Origin of the sequence: Myceligenerans crystallogenes (assembly GCF_039529775.1) — a bacterium.
Classification (GTDB): domain Bacteria; phylum Actinomycetota; class Actinomycetes; order Actinomycetales; family Cellulomonadaceae; genus Myceligenerans; species Myceligenerans crystallogenes.
Window position 1 is genome coordinate 385,577 of sequence record NZ_BAAANL010000004.1, and the last position, 17,439, is coordinate 403,015.

Consider the following 17,439-nt stretch of genomic DNA (forward strand, 5'->3'; position numbering starts at 1 on the left):
GACGACGGCGGTACCAACCTCCTGACACGGGGCAGGCCCTCCGTCCCCGAGCACCGGCTCGGGGACGGAGGGCCTGTCCCGTGTCCGGGCCGGCTAGCTGGATGCGACCAGCGCGGCGCCGTCGGGGCGGCCGGCCGGCCGCGCCTCCTCCCAGGGCTCGTTGACCTCGCGCCAGATCTCGTCGAGCGAGAGCCCGAGCACCGCGGCGATGCCGGCGACGGTGGGAAAGGCCGGCGTGGCGACGCGCCCGGACTCGATCTTCCGCAGCGTCTCGGGCGACACGCCGGCGTCCAGCGCGACCTCGAGCATGGAGCGGTTCCCCCGCGCGCGACGGAGGAGTGCGCCGAGGCGTTCCCCGCGCCGGACCTCGTCGGGCGTGAGCGGCAGTCTGACCATGACGCCGATTCTAATCCCGGTATAGTATTACCGGGATAGTTATTGGATGACAGAAAGCTTCCCATGATCGAGATCCTGAGCCCGGCCCAGCTCGCGCGCGCGAGAGTGACCGGACGCCTCGTCGGCGACATCCTGCACACGCTCAAGGCCCGGTGCCAGGCCGGCACGAACCTGCTCGAGATCGACCGGTGGGCGAAGGGGATGATCCTCGACGCCGGGGCGACGTCCTGCTACGTCGACTACGCGCCGTCCTTCGGCCGCGGGCCGTTCGGCCACTACATCTGCACGGGCGTCAACGACGCGGTCCTCCACGGCAGGCCGCACGACCACCGGCTCGCGGACGGCGACCTGCTGACCCTCGACCTCGCGGTCGTCAAGGGCGGCGTGGCCGCCGACGCCGCCATCAGCTTCGTCGTCGGCAGCAGGCGCGCCCCGGCGGACGTGGCCATGATCGCCGCCACCGAGCAGGCGCTCGACGCCGCGATCGCGGAGGCCCGGCCCGGCGCGCGCGTCGGCGACCTCTCCCACGCGATCGAGCGGGTGCTGTCCGCGGCCGGTTATCCGGTCAACACGGAGTTCGGCGGGCACGGCATCGGCTCGACCATGCACCAGGACCCGCACGTGGCCAACGCCGGCAGGCCCGGCCGCGGCTTCATGCTGCGGCCGGGCCTGATGCTCGCGCTCGAGCCGTGGGTCATGGCGGGCACGGACCGCCTCGTCACCGACGCCGACGGGTGGACCCTGCGGAGCGCGACCGGAAGCCGCACCGCCCACAGCGAGCACACGATCGCGATCACCGACGACGGCGCCGAGATCCTCACCCTCCCCGGAGCCCCCGGCCTTCGGTGAGGTCCAGGGCGCCGGCGCTTCGCGGGGCTTCCGGCGCTACCGGGAATCCGGGCGCATCGCGGCCGCGGTGTCCGCCGCGACGGCGACCGCGTCCGTGATCGGGCGGCCCAGCAGGTCCGCGAGGTCGCCGCTCGTGCCGCGCAGGAGCCCGTGACGGACGTTGGTCGCGAGCGAGGCGAGATAGGCCGGCTCGAAGGGCAGCAGGCCGCCGTCGGCGAGCAGCCGGTCGCGGTACTCGCCGAGGCCGAGCGTGCGATGCGCGACACCGAGCCTTCCCGCGACGTCGGCAGCGGTGATCGGCGCCCCGACGAGGTCGTAGCTCCTGCCGGCGTGGGCCTCGGGCTTGCCGGCCACGACGGCTGCCGCGGCAGCCAGGTCGTGCCGCGCGACCGCGGAGAGCGCGCCGTCGCCGAAGGCGGACTCCAGGCCGGTGCCGGACCAGAGCAGGAGCGCGCCGAAGAGCTCGGCGTAGAGCCCGTTGCGCAGGATCGTCCAGTCGAGGCCGCTGGCCTCGATCGCCCGCTCGGTGACGCGGTGCGCGAGCGCGAAGGCGAGATGATCCCCGGCGGTCGTCAGGCTGGTGTAGACGACGTGACCGACGCCGTCGCGTCGTGCTGCCTCGAGAGCGGCCAGGTGGCGGGCGGTGACCCGGTCGTCCTCGGCGTATCCGGCCGAGACGAGGACGAGGGTCGAGACGCCCGTCAGGTCGAGGGACCCGGGGTCGTCGAAGTCGATGCGGCGCTGCCCCTCGGCGGGCTTCCGGGTCCCGCCCACGGCGGGCACCCCCAGATCGGCCAGCTCCTGGAGGACGAGTGCGGCGAGCTGTCCGTTCGCGCCGGTCACCATGATCGTCACGGTTCGATCTCCTGTCGTGGTTCTCTTCGGTAACTACGCTGGAATCCTCGCCCGCGCACCACCGGCCCACAAGGAGGCAGTTTCATGTCAGTGACGCACACCGAGGTAACCGCAGGGCCCGCCGACCTGGACCCCTGCGGGCAGGCGGGGTACCCGGACTGCGGGATCCGCGACGTCCTCGACCGGGTCGGCGACAAGTGGTCCGTTCTCGTGATCGTCGAGCTCGCGAACGGTGCCCGGCGCTTCCGGGAGCTCCAGCGCGCCGTCGACGGGATCTCGCAGCGGATGCTGACCCTGACCGTGCGCCGGCTGGAGCGCGACGGCCTGGTCCTCCGGACCGTCTACCCGACCGTGCCCGCCCAGGTCGACTACCGCCTCACCGAGACCGGCGCCAGCCTGACCCACCTCGTCAAGGCGCTGGCCGACTGGTCGCTCGGGCACCGGGACGGCATCGCCCGTGCGCGCCAGGCCTACGACGCGCGGCATCCCGGCAACGAGATCCGCTGACCGCCCGACGACTTGACGCCGAGCGGGCCGGTCCCCGATCCTGAAAAACTTTCTTCCGCACGATGGATCGAGGTCACATGTCCCTGCCGCCCGAGCACGCCGCCACCGTCGACCGGCTCGTCGCCTCCGTCTCGGCCGATCCCCGCTTCGACGGCCTGGCCGCCGGGGGATCACTTCTCACCGGCGGCGTCGACGAGTTCTCCGACCTGGACCTCGTGGTCGTGGTCGCGGAGGCGCACCACCGCGACGTGATGGGAGCGCGGGCCGGCATCGCCGCGGGGTGGGGCCGGCTGCTCGCGGCCTTCACGGGCGAGCACGTCGGGGAGCCCCGGCTCCTGATCTGCCTGTTCGACGATCCGCTCCTGCACGTGGACCTGAAGTTCGTGACCGCCGCCGAGCTCGCCGTACGGATCGAGGATCCGCTGGTCCTGTGGGAGCGGGACGACGTCGTCACGCGCCGCCTCCGCGAGACCTCCGCGGCTCCCCTCGTGGCGGACCCGCAGTGGATCGAGGACCGGTTCTGGATCTGGGTGCACTACGCGGCGACGAAGCTCGGGCGCGGGGAACTGTTCGAGACGCTCGACTTCCTGGCGTTCCTCCGCGCCACCGCGCTGGTGCCCCTCGCCCTGCACCTGCGAGGGCTCGAGCCGCGGGGGGTGCGGCGCGCCGAGGTCCTCGTGCCCGAGCTCGTGCCGGCGCTGGGCGCGACGGTCGCCGGGCACGACGCCCGCGAGTGCGCGGCGGCGGTCGGGCGGGCGATCCGCCTGTACCGCGACCTGCGGGACCAGCTCCCGGAGCCGCTGCGCCGAGGTGCGGAGGCCGAGGCCGCGGCGGTTCGTTACCTCGAGGGGGTCGTCGCCCGCGGCGCGGCCGGTCGCTGACCGCGGGCAACGGGGGTCACCCGGAGGCGACGCGGGCCAGCGCCATGATCGCCGGCGAACGCGTGCCGGCCGGCCACGCGAGGACGGTCGTGATGCGCGGTGCGTCCGTGACGGGTACGGCGGCGTGCTCGGGCCACTGCCAGGCGCGGCTGGACGCCGGGATGACGAGCAGGGTCTTCCCCAGCGCCACGAGCTGGGCGATCTGTGACTGCGTGCGCACCTCCGGCCCGGGCCCGCCGGGATAGGTGCCGTCCAGCCGGGGCCACCTGGCCATCGGCAGCCCGGCGACGTCCCGCACGTCGGCGAGCGTGACCTCGTCGCGCCGGGCGAGCGGGTGGGCCGCGGGAACGACCGCGACCTGGCCCTCGGTGAACAGCTCCGCCGTGTCGAACCCCGCAAGGTCGTCGACGGGTCGGTGCATGATCGCCACGTCGGCGGCCCCGGAGCGCAGCAGGCCGGCCTGCTCGCCGACCTCGCACAGCCGCACCTCCAGCGGCCCGATCGCGGGTTCGTCCGCGACGGCGTCGAGCAGCTGCCGCAGCAGCTCGTGCGACGCGCCGGCCTTCGTGGCGAGCACCAGCGGCTGCCGCGAGGTCCCGGCGCGCCGGGTTCGTTTCGTGGCGGCCGAGATCGCGTCCAGCACCGTCCGTGCCTCGCCGAGCAGCACCGTGCCCGCGTCGGTGAGCGTCACGCCTCGGCTGCCCCGCTCCAGGAGCTGGACCCCGAGCCGGCGTTCGAGCTGCCGGACGGCCCGTGACAACGGGGGCTGGGCGATCCCGAGGCGCTCGGCGGCGCGCCGGAAGTGCAGTTCCTCCGCAACGGCGACGAAGTAGCGCAGCTCGCGGGTCTCCAGGTCGGGCACGGGTCCAGGCTACCCCCGTGATACCCGCCGGGTATCACCGCGGACCGGATCGGTCTTGGACGCCGACGCCGGCCGCGGCCGACACTCGATGTCATGAACGAGAAGAAGACCGCGCTGGTGACCGGCGCGAACAAGGGCATCGGTTTCGCCGTGGCCGAAGGCCTGGGCGAGCTCGGCTTCACCGTCGCGGTGGGGGCCCGGGACGAGGCCCGTCGCACCGAGGCCGTCGGCCGCCTGCGGGCGGCGGGCGTGGACGCGTTCGGCGTCGCCCTCGACGTCACCTCCGACGACAGCGCGGCGCGGGCGGCCGAGGCGATCGAGCAGCGAACGGGTCGTCTCGACGTCCTGGTCAACAACGCCGGCATCGGCGGCAGCTACCTGAACGGCGAGCAGGATCCGACCACCCTCGACCTCGACGTCCTGCGTACGGTGCTGGACACCAACGTCTTCGGCGTGGTGCGCGTGACCAACGCGATGCTCCCGCTCCTGCACCGGTCGCCCGCGCCGCGCGTCGTCAACGCCTCCAGCAACATGGGCTCCCTGACCCTGCAGACCGGACCGCAGCTGGCCGCCTACGCGCCGTCCAAGACCATGCTCAACAGCATCACCGCCCAGTACAGCCGCAGGCTCGCCGGCACCGGCGTCATCGTCAACGCCTACTGCCCCGGCTACGTCGCGACCGACTTCACCGGCCACGCCTCGGACCGCACCCCCGAGCAGGGCGCCGCCGTCGCGATCAGGCTCGCGACCCTTCCCGACGACGGGCCGCGCGGCGGTTTCTTCGACGACGACGGCGTCGTGCCGTGGTGACCGGCGTGCGGATCACGCCTGCGGCCCGGCCTCACGGTCCCGCCGCGGCCGGGCCGCGGGACAGCCTCTAGGCCGGCGTGGCCGCGGCGGCCGCCCGGGCCGCCGCGGGCAGGGCCTCCAGGACGCGGTTCACCGCGGCGTCGTCGTGCGCCGCGGAGACGAACCAGGCCTCGAAGACCGACGGCGGGAGCGTCACCCCGGCCTCCAGCATCGCGTGGAAGAACGCCGTGTAGCGGTAGGTCTCCTGGGCCTGCGCCTGGCGGTAGTCGCGGACGCCGGACGACGCCGCCAGCGGGCCGAAGAACACGCTGAACAGGGAGCCCGCCCGCTGCACCACGTGCTCGACGCCGGCCCGCGAGAACGCCTCGCCCACCGCGTCGGCCAGCGCGTTCGCGGTCCGGTCCACCTGCGCGTACACGGCGTCGTCGGCGAGGCGCAGCGTCGTGAGGCCCGCCGCCACCGCGACCGGGTTCCCGGACAGCGTGCCCGCCTGGTACACCGGGCCGAGCGGTGCGAGGTGGTCCATGATCGCCGCCGGCCCGCCGAGCGCGGCCACCGGCATGCCGCCGCCGATCACCTTGCCGAAGGTGAACAGGTCCGGGACGTAGCCGGCGCCGCCGTCGGCCTGGATCCGGGCGTTCTCCAGCCCCCACCAGCCGGACGGGCCGACGCGGAACCCCGTCAGCACCTCGTCCAGCACGAACAGGGCCCCGTGCTCGCGCGTGATGCGCCGCAGGCCCTCGTTGAAGCCCTCGTGCGGGGGGACCACGCCCATGTTCGCCGGGCTCGCCTCCGTGATGACCGCGGCGATCCGCGAGCCGTGCTGCGTGAACGCGGCCTCCACGGCGGCGAGGTCGTTGTACGGGAGCACCAGGGTCTCGGCCGCCGCGGTCTCGGTGACGCCGGCGGACCCCGGCATCGCGAGGGTCGCGACGCCGGAGCCCGCCTCGGCCAGGAGCGCGTCGACGTGGCCGTGGTAGCAGCCCGCGAACTTCACGACCAGCGGCCGGCCCGTGACGCCGCGGGCCAGGCGGATCGCCGTCATGGTGGCCTCGGTGCCGGTGGAGACGAGGCGGACGCGCTCGGCGGCGGGGACGCGCCGTCGTACCTCTTCCGCGAGATCGACCTCCGCGACGGTCGGGGCGCCGAACGAGAGGCCGCGGGACGCGGCCTCCTGCACGGCCGCGACGACGTCGGGATGCGCGTGCCCGAGCAGCGCCGGGCCCCACGAGCACACCAGGTCCACGTACTCGCGCCCCGCCACGTCGGTGACGTAGGCGCCGCGCGCCGACGCGAGGAACCGCGGGTCCCCGCCCACGCTGCGGTACGCCCGCACCGGCGAGCTCACCCCGCCGGGGATGACCTGCTGCGCCCGGAGGAAGGCGTCGTTGTTCGGATCGCTCACGGGAGTCCTTGTCTGTGGGTCAGCGGAGCCAGGACGCGATGTCCAGGGCGTAGTAGGTCAGGATCAGGTCGGCCCCCGCGCGGCGGATCGCCGTGACCGACTCCAGCGCGGCGGCGCGCCGGTCGATCCAGCCGTTCGCGGCGGCCGCCTCGATCATCGAGTACTCGCCCGACACCTGGTACGCCGCCACCGGCACGTCGCTGCGGTCCGCGACCGCGCGCAGGATGTCCAGGTACGAGCCCGCGGGCTTCACCATGACCATGTCCGCGCCCTCGGCCAGGTCGAGGTCCGCCTCGCGCAGGCCCTCGCGGGCGTTGGCCGGGTCCATCTGGTAGGTACGGCGGTCGCCCTCGAGCTGCGAGTCGACGGCGTCGCGGAACGGCCCGTAGAACGCGCTCGCGTACTTGGCGCTGTAGGCGAGGATCACCGTGTCCTCGAAGCCGGCCTCGTCCAGCGCCTCGCGGATCATCGCGACCTGGCCGTCCATCATGCCGCTCGGCGCGACGACGTCGGCCCCCGCGCGCGCCTGCGCGACGGCCATACGGGCGTACCGGTCGAGCGTGGCGTCGTTGTCGACGCGGCCGGCGGAGTCCAGCACGCCGCAGTGGCCGTGGTCGGTGAACTCGTCGAGGCAGGTGTCGGCCATGACGACGAGCGAAGGACGGGGCCCGGAGCTGTCAGGACGGGCCTCGGCCACGGCGTGCCGGGCGATCCGGATCGCGCGCTGCAGGATTCCGTTCTCGGCGTCGCCCTGGCTGCCCGTGGCGTCGCGCCGCTCGGGGATGCCGAACAGCATGACCCCGCCGAGACCGGCGTCGGCCGCCTCCGCGACGGCCTTGCCGAGCGTCTCCTCGGTGTGCTGCACCTGCCCCGGCATCGACGGGATCGGGCTCGGCTCGAGCAGGCCCTCCTTGACGAAGAGCGGCAGGACCAGGTCGGCGGGATGCAGGCGCGTCTCGGCGACGAGGCGCCGCAGGGCGGGCGTGCCGCGCAGGCGGCGCGGCCGGTAGACGATCCCGGATTGACTCACGATCTCTCCTTCGAATCTGTGCTGGCGTTCGTGCGTGTGACGGCGTCGGCGACGGCGCTCGCCAGCGCCTCGTCCGTGGGCCGCGCCGCGACGGCGGCGACGTCGTGCCCGGCCCGCCGCGCCGCCGCCGCGGACGGCTCGCCGATCGCGACGACCCGCTGCGGCCCGAGCTGCGCCGCGATCTCCCGCGCGGCCGACCCGGAGGCGACGACGACGACGTCGTACCCGGCCGTACGCGCGTGCCCGACGACGCCGGGCGGCAGCGCGCGGGACACGGTCCGGTAGGCGACGACGACGTCGGGGGCCCACCCCTTGGCGCGCAGGCCGTCGGGGAGCGTCGGCGCCGCGAGGTCCCCGAGGGGGACGAGCACACGGGTGGACGACGCGGCGAGGGCGTCCGGATCTCCCGCGGCGGGAGCCGCGGCCGACCCCAGGGCCGATCCCGTGGCCGGACCGGCGTCCGGACTCCGCGTGGCCGATCCCGTGGCCGGGAACGACTCGACCAGCCCCGCTGCTGTCATGCGCCGGGCGGGGACGATGTCGGCGACGAGACCGTGCGCCTCGATCGACCGCCGGGTCGCGGGCCCGACACAGGCCCAGCGGGTCGCGGATCGCTCGACCGGTGCCGGGCCGAGCAGCGCGTCGACCGCGTTCACGCTGGTGACGGCCACCCAGGCGTAGTCGCCTCGGCTCAGGGAAGCCCGGGCCCGTGCCAGCTCGGCCCGCTGCCCGGCGTCGATCACCGGCGCCCGTTCGATCACCGGGGCGGCGACCGCCTCGATGCCCGCCTCGCGCAGGAGAACGATCAGGGGCGTCGCCCGGTCGTCGCCGCGGGCGATCAGCACCGTCGGGGCAGGCAACTGCGTGGTCATTTCCCGGGGGCGGGGTGCGCGGGGCCGGCGGGCGGCGTCGGACCTGACGCGACCGCGACCGGGCCGCCCAGCGGCGCGAGGCGATCCGCGCCGAGCGCGAGCAGGGTCTCCGCCATGCGGACGCCCAGGTCGCGGGCGATCTCGTCCAGGCCGGGGTCGGCGCAGGCGCGGTCGCCCGCCGCGAACGGGCCGAGATCGGCGCTCGCCGTCCGTTCCATCCGGCCCGCGCCGCTGACCGCGGCGACGACCGACCGCAGGTGGAGCGCGCCGTCGGACACCACCGCGTACGCGCCGACCGGCGCGGCGCAGCCCGCCTCCAGCCGCGCCAGCACGGAGCGCTCTGCCAGGACGGACAGGCGCGTGGCGGGGTGGTCGAGGGTGGAGAGGGCATCGGCGAGGTCCGCGACGGGGATCCGCCCGGAGGCATCGGGGACGACGTCGGCCGTGCGGACCTCGACGGCCAGCGCGCCCTGCCCGGGGGCGGGCGCCATCGTCTCGACGGGGATGTACTCGCTGATCACGTCGGTGCGGTCGATGCGCTTGAGGCCGGCGACGGCGAGCACCACGGCGTCCAGGTCGGCCTCCGCGCCGAGCGCCCGGTCCAGCCGCGTGCCGACGTTGCCGCGGATGTCCACGACCTCGACGTCGGGCCGCGCGGCGCGCACCTGCGCGGCCCGGCGGGGCGATCCGGTGCCGATGCGGGCGCCGGTCGGCAGGGTGTCGAGCGTCAGTCCGTCGCGCGCGCACAGCGCGTCGCGCGCGTCCTCGCGTTCCGGGCTGACGTAGGTGAGGCCGGGGTGCGGTGCGACGGGCAGGTCCTTGAGGGAGTGGACGGCGACGTCGCACCGTCCGTCCAGCAGCGCCTCCCGCAGCGCGGCCACGAAGACGCCGGTCCCGCCGAGGGTCGCGAGCGACGCCCGGTTGACGTCCCCCTCGGTCCGGATCCGGACCAGTTCCACCGGCCTGCCCGTCAGCTCCTCGATCCGCCGCGCGATCGTCCCGCTCTGCGTCATCGCGAGCGTACTGCCGCGGGTCCCGAGCCGGATCGGCGCGGGGGAGGCGGCGGGCGGGGTGCTGACGTCGGACGGTTTCGAGGTCACCAACCCAGTGTCCACCCTCCACCCCCGGGACACGAAAATCCGGACCGTGAAACCGGCGAATCTCACACCACGGCACTCAGGCGGATATCCGTGATCCGTCCCACCGGACGGGCCCAGGTGGCCGCACGTCAGGGCCCCGGCCCGGTCAGTTGGTGGGGTGGTGGGCCGTGTCGGCGCCGGCGGCGCGGGTGATCGACTCCGCGCTGGCGATGAGGGCCGCTTCCTGGGCCTTCGCGCGGGCCCGTGCCGAGGCGCGCACCGCGACGATCTTTGGGTGCAGGTCCGTGTGGACGCGGCGGCGGATGTCGCGGGTCAGGGCCTCGATCTCGTCCGACGACGGCGCGGGGGCGCCCGACGCCGCCCGCTCGGCGGTCAGCCGGGTGACCGCGGCGTCCGCCTCCGCGCACACCGTCGCCTCGGCCTCGTCGAACAGCGCGACCACGGCGGCGTCCGCCTCGCGGCCCAGGCGCGTGTCCTCGAACGTGTCCACCGCGGCGTCCACCATGTCCTGCGCCTGCCGGACCACGTCGACCGCGATCGCGGGGGCGTGCGCCTTCAGGGTGGCCAGGTCGTAGAGGAGCACGCCCTCGACGTCGGCCACCCGCGGGTCGACGTCCCGGTGCAGCGCGAGGTCCAGGATGACCAGGGCGTCCGGCTCCGGCTCGTCCCCGGCACGGTCCGCGAGGCGCTCCCGGGCGCGCACGACGGCGGCCGCGTCGAGCACATGACCCAGGCTGGCCTCGGGCGCGGGGCGGTCGTCGGACGACGGCCCCGGTTCGTCCCCGCCGGCCCCGGCGAAGAGGGCTCCGGCAGACCCGGCGGTGAGGGTTCCCGCGGCCCCGGTGGCGGGAGCTCCGGCGGCCTCGGTGGCGAGGGTTCCGGCGGCCCCGGTCGAGGGAGCTCCCGCGGGCCCGGACGCCCGGTGCGCGGCGGCGTCGTCCGCGGCCGGCGTCGCCGGCGGGACGACCGCGCGGCCGCGTGCGCCGCTGCAGGAGACCACGAGATCGGCGTCGGCGAGCGCCTCGACCAGGTCGTCGACCGGCTCGACGTCGTGCGACTCGGCGAACGTGCCGGCCCTGCCGGAGCGCGAGTACACGCGGATGTCCTCGCAGCCGCGGGCGCGCAGCGCCGCGACCGACGCGCCGGCGTACGAGCCCGTGCCGATGAGGATCGCGCGCACGTTGTCCCAGCGCGGCAGCGCACCCTCCTCGGCGAGGTCGAGCGCGAGCGACACGACCGACCGGCCCGCGCCGCCCAGCTCGGTGCGCGTCCCCACCTGCTTCGACGTGCGCGACGCCGTCTGGAACAGCAGCTCGAGCGTCTTCGACGTCGTCTCCTGCTCGCGGGCGACGGCGAGCGACCGCTTGACCTGGCCGGCGATCTCGCGCTCGCCCACCACCATCGAGTCGAGGCCCGCGGCGACGGCGAACAGGTGCGCGCTCACCTCCGGCCCGGTGCGGACCGTGAACGAGTCGACCGCGGCCTGCGTCGTCACGCCAGACTCCCCCGCGACCAGCTCGGCGACGTGCCGGGTCGCGTGCCGCACGGAGTCGCCGTCCAGCGGGGCGTCGACGTCGAGGTACAGCTCGAAGCGGTTGCAGGTGGAGATCACCACCGCGCCCACCACCGGCCGGCACGTGCGTACGACGGTACGTCCCACCGACGCGGATCCCATGGAGAGGCGTTCCAGCGCATCCAGGTCGAGTTCGCGGTGGGAGGCGGTGAGGGAGAGGAGGACCACAGTCCTCAAACTTTATGGGTTGACGCCCGGCAAGCAATAATCGGTAAGCGTGAACCTCGCCACCTTCGTGCCCGCCGGTACCGCATCGTCCGACGACGGCCGGGCGGGTGCGCTCCCGGCCGGTCACCCCCTGTCCGACGGGCGCACCAGCGCCGCCCCGCTGATCCGGGCGCTGCGTGGTGACCGGCCGGAACACCTGCCGGTGTGGTTCATGCGGCAGGCGGGGCGCTCCCTGCCGGAGTACCGCGAGGCGCGGCAGGGGACCGAGATGCTGGAGGCGTGCCTCCGGCCGGAGCTCGCGTCCGAGATCACGCTGCAGCCCGTGCGGCGGCACGGGGTGGACGCCGGGATCTTCTTCAGCGACATCGTCGTGCCGCTGAAACTGGCCGGGGTCGGCGTGGAGATCGCCTCGGGGGTGGGCCCGGTGATGGATCAGCCCTACCGGACGGTGTCGGACGTGGACCGGCTCGTCGAGCTGTCCGTGGACGACGACGCCCTGGCGCCGATCCGTGAGGCCGTGGCCCTGACCGTGGCCGAGCTGGGGACGACGCCCCTGATCGGGTTCGGCGGCGCGCCGTTCACGCTCGCCGCGTACCTGGTGGAGGGGCGGCCGTCGCGGGACCACCTCGCCGCGCGCACCATGATGCACGCCGCGCCCGAGACCTGGGGCCGGCTACTGGCCTGGACCGCCGACCTGACCGGGGCGTTCCTGCGGGCGCAGGTCACCGCGGGGGCGTCGGCGGTGCAGCTGTTCGACTCGTGGGCCGGGTCGCTGTCGCTGACCGACTACCGGGAGCGGGTGGCGGGGGCATCGGCCCGGGCGCTGTCGCACGTCGCGGGGACGGGCGTGCCGGGGATCCACTTCGGGACCGGGACCGGGCACCTGCTCGGGGCGATGCGGGACGTGCTGGTCGCTGCGGGGATCTCGGACCACACGGTCGGGATCGACTACCGGACGCCCCTGGACGAGGCGGCGCGGCTGCTGCCCGGCGTGCCGCTGCAGGGCAACGTGGACCCGGCGCTGCTGGGCGCGCCGTGGCCGGTGCTGGAGGCGCACGTCCGCGACGTGGCGGCCCGCGGGGCGGAGGCTCCCGGCCACGTGCTGAACCTCGGGCACGGCGTCCCGCCGGAGACGGACCCGGCGGTGCTGACCCGCGTGGTGGAGCTGGCGCACTCGCTGTGACCGTGGAGGCCGTCGTCGTCGGCGGGGGGATCGGCGGGCTGGTCGCCGGCTGGGAGCTGGCCGGGCGCGGGCTCGACGTCGTCGTGCTGGAAGCCGGCGAGCGGCCCGGCGGGCCTGTGCGCGGTGGGGCGTTCTCCTCGCTTCCCGGGGTCCCCCTCGATCTGGGCGCCGAATCCTTCGCGGTGCGCGGCGGCGTCGTCGAACGACTCGCCGGAGAACTCGGCCTGCCGGTGGAACCGCCCGCCGGGCTCGGTGCCTGGGGATACGCGGCCGGGCGGGCGTTCCCGCTGCCCGCCGCCGGAATCCTGGGGATCCCATCGCGGCCGTGGGCGGCCGACGTGCGGCGGGCCGTCGGGTGGCCCGGCGTGCTGCGCGGCAGCCTCGACCGCCTGCTGCCGCGGCGGTTCACGTCGTTCGACGACGTCGGCGCGCTGGTGCGCTCGCGGATGGGCGGCCGGATCACGGACCGGCTGGTCGCGGCGGTCGCGGCGGGGGTCCACTCCGCGCCGCTCGGCCGGCTGGACGTCGATGCCGTGGCTCCTGGCCTGCGCCGGGCCTTCGAGGAGACGGGCTCGCTGTCGCGGGCGGTGGCCCGGCTGCGGGCCGCGGCGCCGCCCGGGTCGGCGGTCAAGGGAATCGACGGCGGGGTTCATGCGCTGGTGACGGCTCTGGCCGGGCGCCTGGACGTCCGCACCGGTCACCGGGTCACGGGCATCGAACGGCTCGGCGACGAGTGGCGGGTGGCGACGGAGCGCGGCGAGTTCCGGGGGAGCCGGCTCGTGGTCGCGACCGCGGCAGCGGCGGGCCTGCTGGAGATCGGCGGCGCACCGGTTCCCGAGCGCGGCGCCGACATCTGGCTGGCGACCCTCCTGCTGGACGCGCCCGAGCTCGACGCCGCCCCGCGAGGCACAGGAATGCTCGTCGCCGCGACCGACGAGCCGGCCGGGCGTCGTCGGACATCCGGTGAAGCCTCAGGTGACGACCGGCGTCACGCCTCCGGCGAGATCCGGCCCGCGGGGCGTCGTCGGGCAGGGGATGAAGCGCGAGGCGACGACCGGCGTCACCCATCCGGCGAGGCCTGGCCGGCCGGGCGTCGTCGCGCAGTGGTGCGGGCCAAGGCGCTGACCCACGCCAGCGCGAAGTGGCCGTGGCTCGCGCGCCGGCTGCGGGACGCGGCCGGACCGGGCACGCACGTGGTGCGGCTCAGCTACGGCAGGATCGGCGAGGCCACGGCCGAACCCACCCGGGAGGAGGCGATCCAGGACGCCTCGGCGTTGCTGGGCGTCGACCTCACCGGCCGTGCCCGCGACTTCCTCACCCAGCACTGGGACGGATCCCTCCCCCCGCCCACACCCGCCTACCGCGCCCGGGTCCGCGAGTTCACGGAACGCGCCGGCGCGATCCCCGGCCTCGCGGTCACCGGCGGCTGGATCGCGGGTACGGGCCTGGCGGCAGTCGTCGCCCACGCTCGCCAGGCAGCGGCCCAGCTCCCGTGAAGACGATCCGGGATGGGCCCTCACCCCTCAAACCCCGATTGGGTCGCGAGTCAGTAGAACCTTGAGCCCCCAGGAGCGGCTTTCAAATGGATTCGAACTGCTACTGACACCCCGTCAGCGCGGGGAAATGGGCCGCCGCCCCGGGTAGGCCCGGGGCGGCGGTTGGTGCGGTGGTGTTGCCGGCGAGCCAGGTCAGCTGGTCGGGAAGTTGTCCGCCGTCACGATGCGGCTGCGGACGAACTGGCCGGACTCGCTGAGCTGCGAGGTGCCGTAGTTGCCGCCCGCGCAGGTGCCGGAGCGGAACGCGCCGCTGCCCTCGTTCGCGTCGGAGTAGGTCCAGTTCACGTGGCTGATCTTCAGCGAGTCGAGCAGGTCGAGCCACGCCGTGGAGCTCTGGATGTCGACGGCGCCGCCGCCGGTCGCGCTCACGGTGCCCCACTCGGTGACGAACAGCGGCAGCTTGGCGGCCGCGGCCCGCACCTCGGAGCGGTAGTTGTCCTTGTGCGACGCCGCGTAGAAGTGGAACGTGTACATGATGTTGTCGAAGTTGAGCGGGGCGTTCAGGATCTCCTGGTGCGTCGCGCCGTTCGAGACGCCCAGCGAGGACCAGCCGCGCGTGCCGACGAGGATGACCGCGTCGGGGTCGGCGGCCTTGATGATCGGGATCACCTGGTTCGCGTAGGTGCGGATCTGCTCCCAGCTGACGCCGTTCGGCTCGTTCGCGATCTCGTAGATGACGTTCTTCTTGGCGGCGTTGCGCGTGGCCACGTTCCGGAAGAAGGTCTTGGCGTTCTCGAGGTTCACGTTCGGGTCACCCGGCGTGAGGGTGTGGAAGTCGATGATCGAGTACATGCCGCGCTGCTCGGCCTCGTCCACGAGGGTGTTGACCTTCGCGGTGAAGCCGGCCGGGTCGGTCACGTAGCCGTCCTCGTTGACGTACATGGCGGCGCGGAAGACGTCGGCCTTCCAGTCGTTGGCCAGGACGTCGATCGACGCGTCGTTGTAGCAGCCCCAGAACCACTGCAGCCCGTGCGTGCTCATGCCGCGCAGCTGGATCGGCTTGTTGTACTGGTTGCAGAGGTTGACGCCGCACACCTTGAGCTGGCCGTTGATCGCCACCGGCGTCGTGCCGGTCGGCTGGGAGGGCGTGACGCTCGGGCTGGGCGACGTGCTCGGCGTGGCGCTCGGGCTGGAGGTGACCCCGCCCGTGCACGCGACGCCGTTGAGCGTGAAGGCGCTCGGCGTCGTCCCGCCGCCGCTCGAGATGAAGCCGAACGTCGCCGTGCCGTTGGTGCCGAGGTTGCCGTTCCAGGAGACGTTCTTCGCGGAGATCGCCGAGCCGGACTGCGTCACCGTGGCGTTCCACGCCTGGCTGACGGTCTGGCCGGACGCCGCCGTCCACTGGAGGTTCCAGGAGGAGACGGGCGAACCCAGGTTCTTGACCGTGACGTCACCCTGGAAGCCACCGCTCCACTGGTTGACGATCTTGAAGCTGACCGAGCAGCCTTCGGCGGCGGACGCGGTGGTCGCGGTTCCGATGCCGAGGGCGCCCGCGGTGAGAAGGCTGACGACAGCACCGAGTGCTGCCGCCAAGCGGGCACGTCGTCGTACCTGCGCCATGGGGAACTCCGTTCGGGTCATGCTGATGATGGACGGCGTCAACCTACGGGACGCGCCCAGGGCGCGGCAGTCGCTCGAAACGTTTCGCGTTGTCCGACGCCGCTGGGCGCGCCCCGCGCATTTCCTGCTTGTCGCCGGCCTCCGCCGGTACCATGCCGGTGGCGCGATGAGCAGGCGCGACGTGACCGCGCCGCCGTATGACGACGAACCACGAGCACAGGGGTCGCAGGTTGGGAAGCATCGAGCGCTACACGGGATCCTCGGCGCCGGTCCGGGCGTCCGGCGCGCAGGGCGGCCCGCGCCCCGCGGCGGGCAGCGGCCGGTCCGTCGACGCCGACGAGTGGAACGGCGAGATCCTCACCTTCCGCGAGCTGGCCGGGGTGGTGCTGCCGGGTACGCCGATCGCGAGCATGGCCAGGCTCCTGCCCGGCGCGCGCCGCCGCGGCACCCCTCCCCGCTACTTCCGGCGTCGCACCGGCTGGTGGGCCGATCAGAGCCGCATCGTCACGGCGATCGGCGAGCAGGAGCTGGCCCCGCGCGCCGACGGGAAGTTCCGCGCGTCCGGCGGCTGGTCGCAGGCGACCCTGCAGGAGTTCCGGGCGCTCGAGGTCCCGAGGCGCCGCGTCGGCGACGTCCGGCACGACACGGGCTTCGTCCCCGACGGCGCCGCCGCCTCCCCGGGCGGCGGCGGGAACCCGTTCCAGGACGCCCTGGAACAGGTCGCCTACCTGCCCGAACCCGTCCGTCGCGGCATCGCCGCGCGCATCGGCGAACCCACCTTCTTCGAGGCACAGGCGATCCGGTACACGCCGGACCGGGGCTGGCCGTACCACACGGTGAGCGTGCTGAAGATGGACGACGTCGCCGCGCTCGTCGTGCTCGCCTCGCGCCAGGAGCGCGCGGCGACCTGGCAGGTGGAGCAGGTCGACTACCGGTTGTCCGCCCAGCGCAGGCAGCTGACGACATGACCGCGGAGGTCTTCGACGCGTACGCCGAGCTGCACGTGGCCCGCGACGCGAGCCCCGCGGTCATCCGCGCGGTGCACCGCGAGCTGGCCAAGCAGCACCACCCGGACCGCGCGGGAGCCGGCGCCGACCCGGCCGCGATGACCCGGATCAACCGCGCCCGCGACATCCTGCTGGACCCGTCGGCGCGTGCCGCGCTCGACGGGGACCTGGAGCGGCAGGACGCCGCCCGGGCGCGGCCCGGCCCGTCCGGCGGTGACGGCGGCCGGCCGACGACGTCGTCGTACACCGGCGAGACGACCTACGACCTGCCCTACGAGGACGAGTGGGGCCAGGAGACCGACTGGTCGGCGCGGCGGGACGCGCCGCCGGCCCGCCCGGAGCCGGACCACGAGCCGGCGTACCACGAGCCGGCGTACCGCGAGCCGGTGCGGACGCAGCCGTACGACGGGTACGTGGAGGCGACCACCCACCACGAGCCGGGCCCGTACCCGCAGCCCGTGCCCTACCACTACGGCGCTCGGGGCTGGGCGCCGATGTCTCCCGAGCCCCAGACCGACCAGATCTCGATCGCCGCCTTCGTGCTGGCCCTGGCCTGCTCGGGCGTGCTCGGCATCCCGTTCGGGATCGCCGGGCTGATCCGGACCCGGAACGGCCGGCGCAAGGGCCGCTGGGCCGCCGTGTGGGCCATCGTCATCGGCGTCGTGACGACGACGTTCTACGGGGTGTGGATCTGGCTGGTCCTCGGCAACGGGAGGTGACGGGCCAGGCCCGCCGGCCCCTCTGATCCGTCCGCCACACACCCCTTCCTGTAGGTGTAAACGCCCGACATTCCGGCTATCTTGGGCCTCGGATATTCGCCCCCGG

The 17,439-nt window shown here is 74.4% G+C and carries 17 protein-coding genes; 8 read left to right on the top strand and 9 right to left on the bottom strand.

The window, feature by feature from the left end:
• Positions 1–93 precede the first annotated feature (93 nt).
• Positions 94–396, bottom strand: coding sequence for a helix-turn-helix domain-containing protein (locus ABD208_RS11975; protein ID WP_344103007.1), 303 nt, complete (start codon positions 394–396; stop codon positions 94–96).
• A gap of 63 nt (positions 397–459) precedes the next feature.
• Here ABD208_RS11975 and map point away from each other — a divergent pair, with 63 nt between their 5' ends.
• Positions 460–1,245, top strand: a complete 786-nt coding sequence (map, locus tag ABD208_RS11980; protein WP_344103008.1) for a type I methionyl aminopeptidase — start codon at positions 460–462, stop codon at positions 1,243–1,245.
• Positions 1,246–1,281: 36 nt separating this feature from the next.
• Here map and ABD208_RS11985 read toward each other — a convergent pair whose 3' ends face one another.
• Complete coding sequence (locus ABD208_RS11985; protein ID WP_344103248.1) at positions 1,282–2,091, bottom strand: NAD(P)H-binding protein; 810 nt, start codon at positions 2,089–2,091, stop codon at positions 1,282–1,284.
• Positions 2,092–2,184: 93 nt separating this feature from the next.
• On the opposite strand from ABD208_RS11985, the gene ABD208_RS11990 reads away from it, so the two are divergent.
• Positions 2,185–2,607, top strand: coding sequence for a winged helix-turn-helix transcriptional regulator (locus tag ABD208_RS11990; protein ID WP_344103010.1), 423 nt, complete (start codon positions 2,185–2,187; stop codon positions 2,605–2,607).
• Positions 2,608–2,684: 77 nt separating this feature from the next.
• Positions 2,685–3,488 (top strand): hypothetical protein, encoded by an 804-nt coding sequence (locus ABD208_RS11995; RefSeq protein ID WP_344103012.1) that lies wholly within the window; start codon positions 2,685–2,687, stop codon positions 3,486–3,488.
• Positions 3,489–3,504: 16 nt separating this feature from the next.
• On the opposite strand, the gene ABD208_RS12000 is transcribed toward ABD208_RS11995, so the two are convergent.
• Positions 3,505–4,350, bottom strand: coding sequence for a LysR family transcriptional regulator (locus ABD208_RS12000; protein ID WP_344103015.1), 846 nt, complete (start codon positions 4,348–4,350; stop codon positions 3,505–3,507).
• A gap of 93 nt (positions 4,351–4,443) precedes the next feature.
• Here ABD208_RS12000 and ABD208_RS12005 point away from each other — a divergent pair, with 93 nt between their 5' ends.
• Complete coding sequence (locus ABD208_RS12005; protein WP_344103017.1) at positions 4,444–5,160, top strand: SDR family oxidoreductase; 717 nt, start codon at positions 4,444–4,446, stop codon at positions 5,158–5,160.
• A gap of 67 nt (positions 5,161–5,227) precedes the next feature.
• Here the strand turns inward: ABD208_RS12005 and hemL are convergent, their stop codons facing one another.
• The 5 genes from hemL to ABD208_RS12030 all read right to left on the bottom strand — a co-directional run bounded on the left by hemL (position 5,228) and on the right by ABD208_RS12030 (position 11,308).
• A complete protein-coding gene (gene hemL, locus ABD208_RS12010; protein WP_344103019.1) occupies positions 5,228–6,565 on the bottom strand; it encodes a glutamate-1-semialdehyde 2,1-aminomutase in 1,338 nt (445 codons plus the stop codon).
• A 19-nt stretch (positions 6,566–6,584) separates the two neighbouring features.
• The gene (gene hemB, locus ABD208_RS12015; RefSeq protein ID WP_344103022.1) at positions 6,585–7,595 is read right to left on the bottom strand and encodes a porphobilinogen synthase; all 1,011 of its coding nucleotides are present in this window, start codon (positions 7,593–7,595) and stop codon (positions 6,585–6,587) included.
• Entirely contained in the window at positions 7,592–8,467 is an 876-nt protein-coding gene (locus ABD208_RS12020) for a uroporphyrinogen-III synthase (RefSeq protein WP_344103024.1), read from the bottom strand. The genes hemB and ABD208_RS12020 overlap by 4 nt, the downstream gene beginning before the upstream one ends.
• Complete coding sequence (hemC, locus tag ABD208_RS12025) at positions 8,464–9,567, bottom strand: hydroxymethylbilane synthase (RefSeq protein ID WP_344103026.1); 1,104 nt, start codon at positions 9,565–9,567, stop codon at positions 8,464–8,466. Before hemC ends, ABD208_RS12020 begins: the two co-directional genes overlap by 4 nt.
• Positions 9,568–9,712: 145 nt before the next feature.
• Positions 9,713–11,308 carry a glutamyl-tRNA reductase gene (locus ABD208_RS12030; protein ID WP_344103028.1) on the bottom strand — a complete coding sequence of 532 codons (1,596 nt, stop codon included), beginning with the start codon at positions 11,306–11,308 and terminating at the stop codon, positions 9,713–9,715.
• A gap of 49 nt (positions 11,309–11,357) precedes the next feature.
• Between ABD208_RS12030 and hemE the strand changes: the two genes are divergently transcribed.
• Together hemE and ABD208_RS12040 are read left to right on the top strand one after the other, a co-directional pair.
• Positions 11,358–12,491, top strand: coding sequence for a uroporphyrinogen decarboxylase (gene hemE / locus ABD208_RS12035; protein ID WP_425561102.1), 1,134 nt, complete (start codon positions 11,358–11,360; stop codon positions 12,489–12,491).
• Positions 12,488–13,987, top strand: a complete 1,500-nt coding sequence (locus ABD208_RS12040) for a protoporphyrinogen/coproporphyrinogen oxidase (protein ID WP_344103030.1) — start codon at positions 12,488–12,490, stop codon at positions 13,985–13,987. The genes hemE and ABD208_RS12040 overlap by 4 nt, the downstream gene beginning before the upstream one ends.
• A gap of 192 nt (positions 13,988–14,179) precedes the next feature.
• Here ABD208_RS12040 and ABD208_RS12045 read toward each other — a convergent pair whose 3' ends face one another.
• Positions 14,180–15,628, bottom strand: coding sequence for a cellulase family glycosylhydrolase (locus tag ABD208_RS12045; protein ID WP_344103032.1), 1,449 nt, complete (start codon positions 15,626–15,628; stop codon positions 14,180–14,182).
• Positions 15,629–15,837: 209 nt separating this feature from the next.
• Between ABD208_RS12045 and ABD208_RS12050 the strand changes: the two genes are divergently transcribed.
• Together ABD208_RS12050 and ABD208_RS12055 are read left to right on the top strand one after the other, a co-directional pair.
• Entirely contained in the window at positions 15,838–16,575 is a 738-nt protein-coding gene (locus ABD208_RS12050; protein WP_344103035.1) for a hypothetical protein, read from the top strand.
• Positions 16,572–17,333: a DnaJ domain-containing protein gene (locus ABD208_RS12055; RefSeq protein WP_344103038.1), complete on the top strand. Its 762-nt coding sequence runs from the start codon at positions 16,572–16,574 to the stop codon at positions 17,331–17,333. The genes ABD208_RS12050 and ABD208_RS12055 overlap by 4 nt, the downstream gene beginning before the upstream one ends.
• The last annotated feature ends 106 nt before the right edge of the window (positions 17,334–17,439 follow it).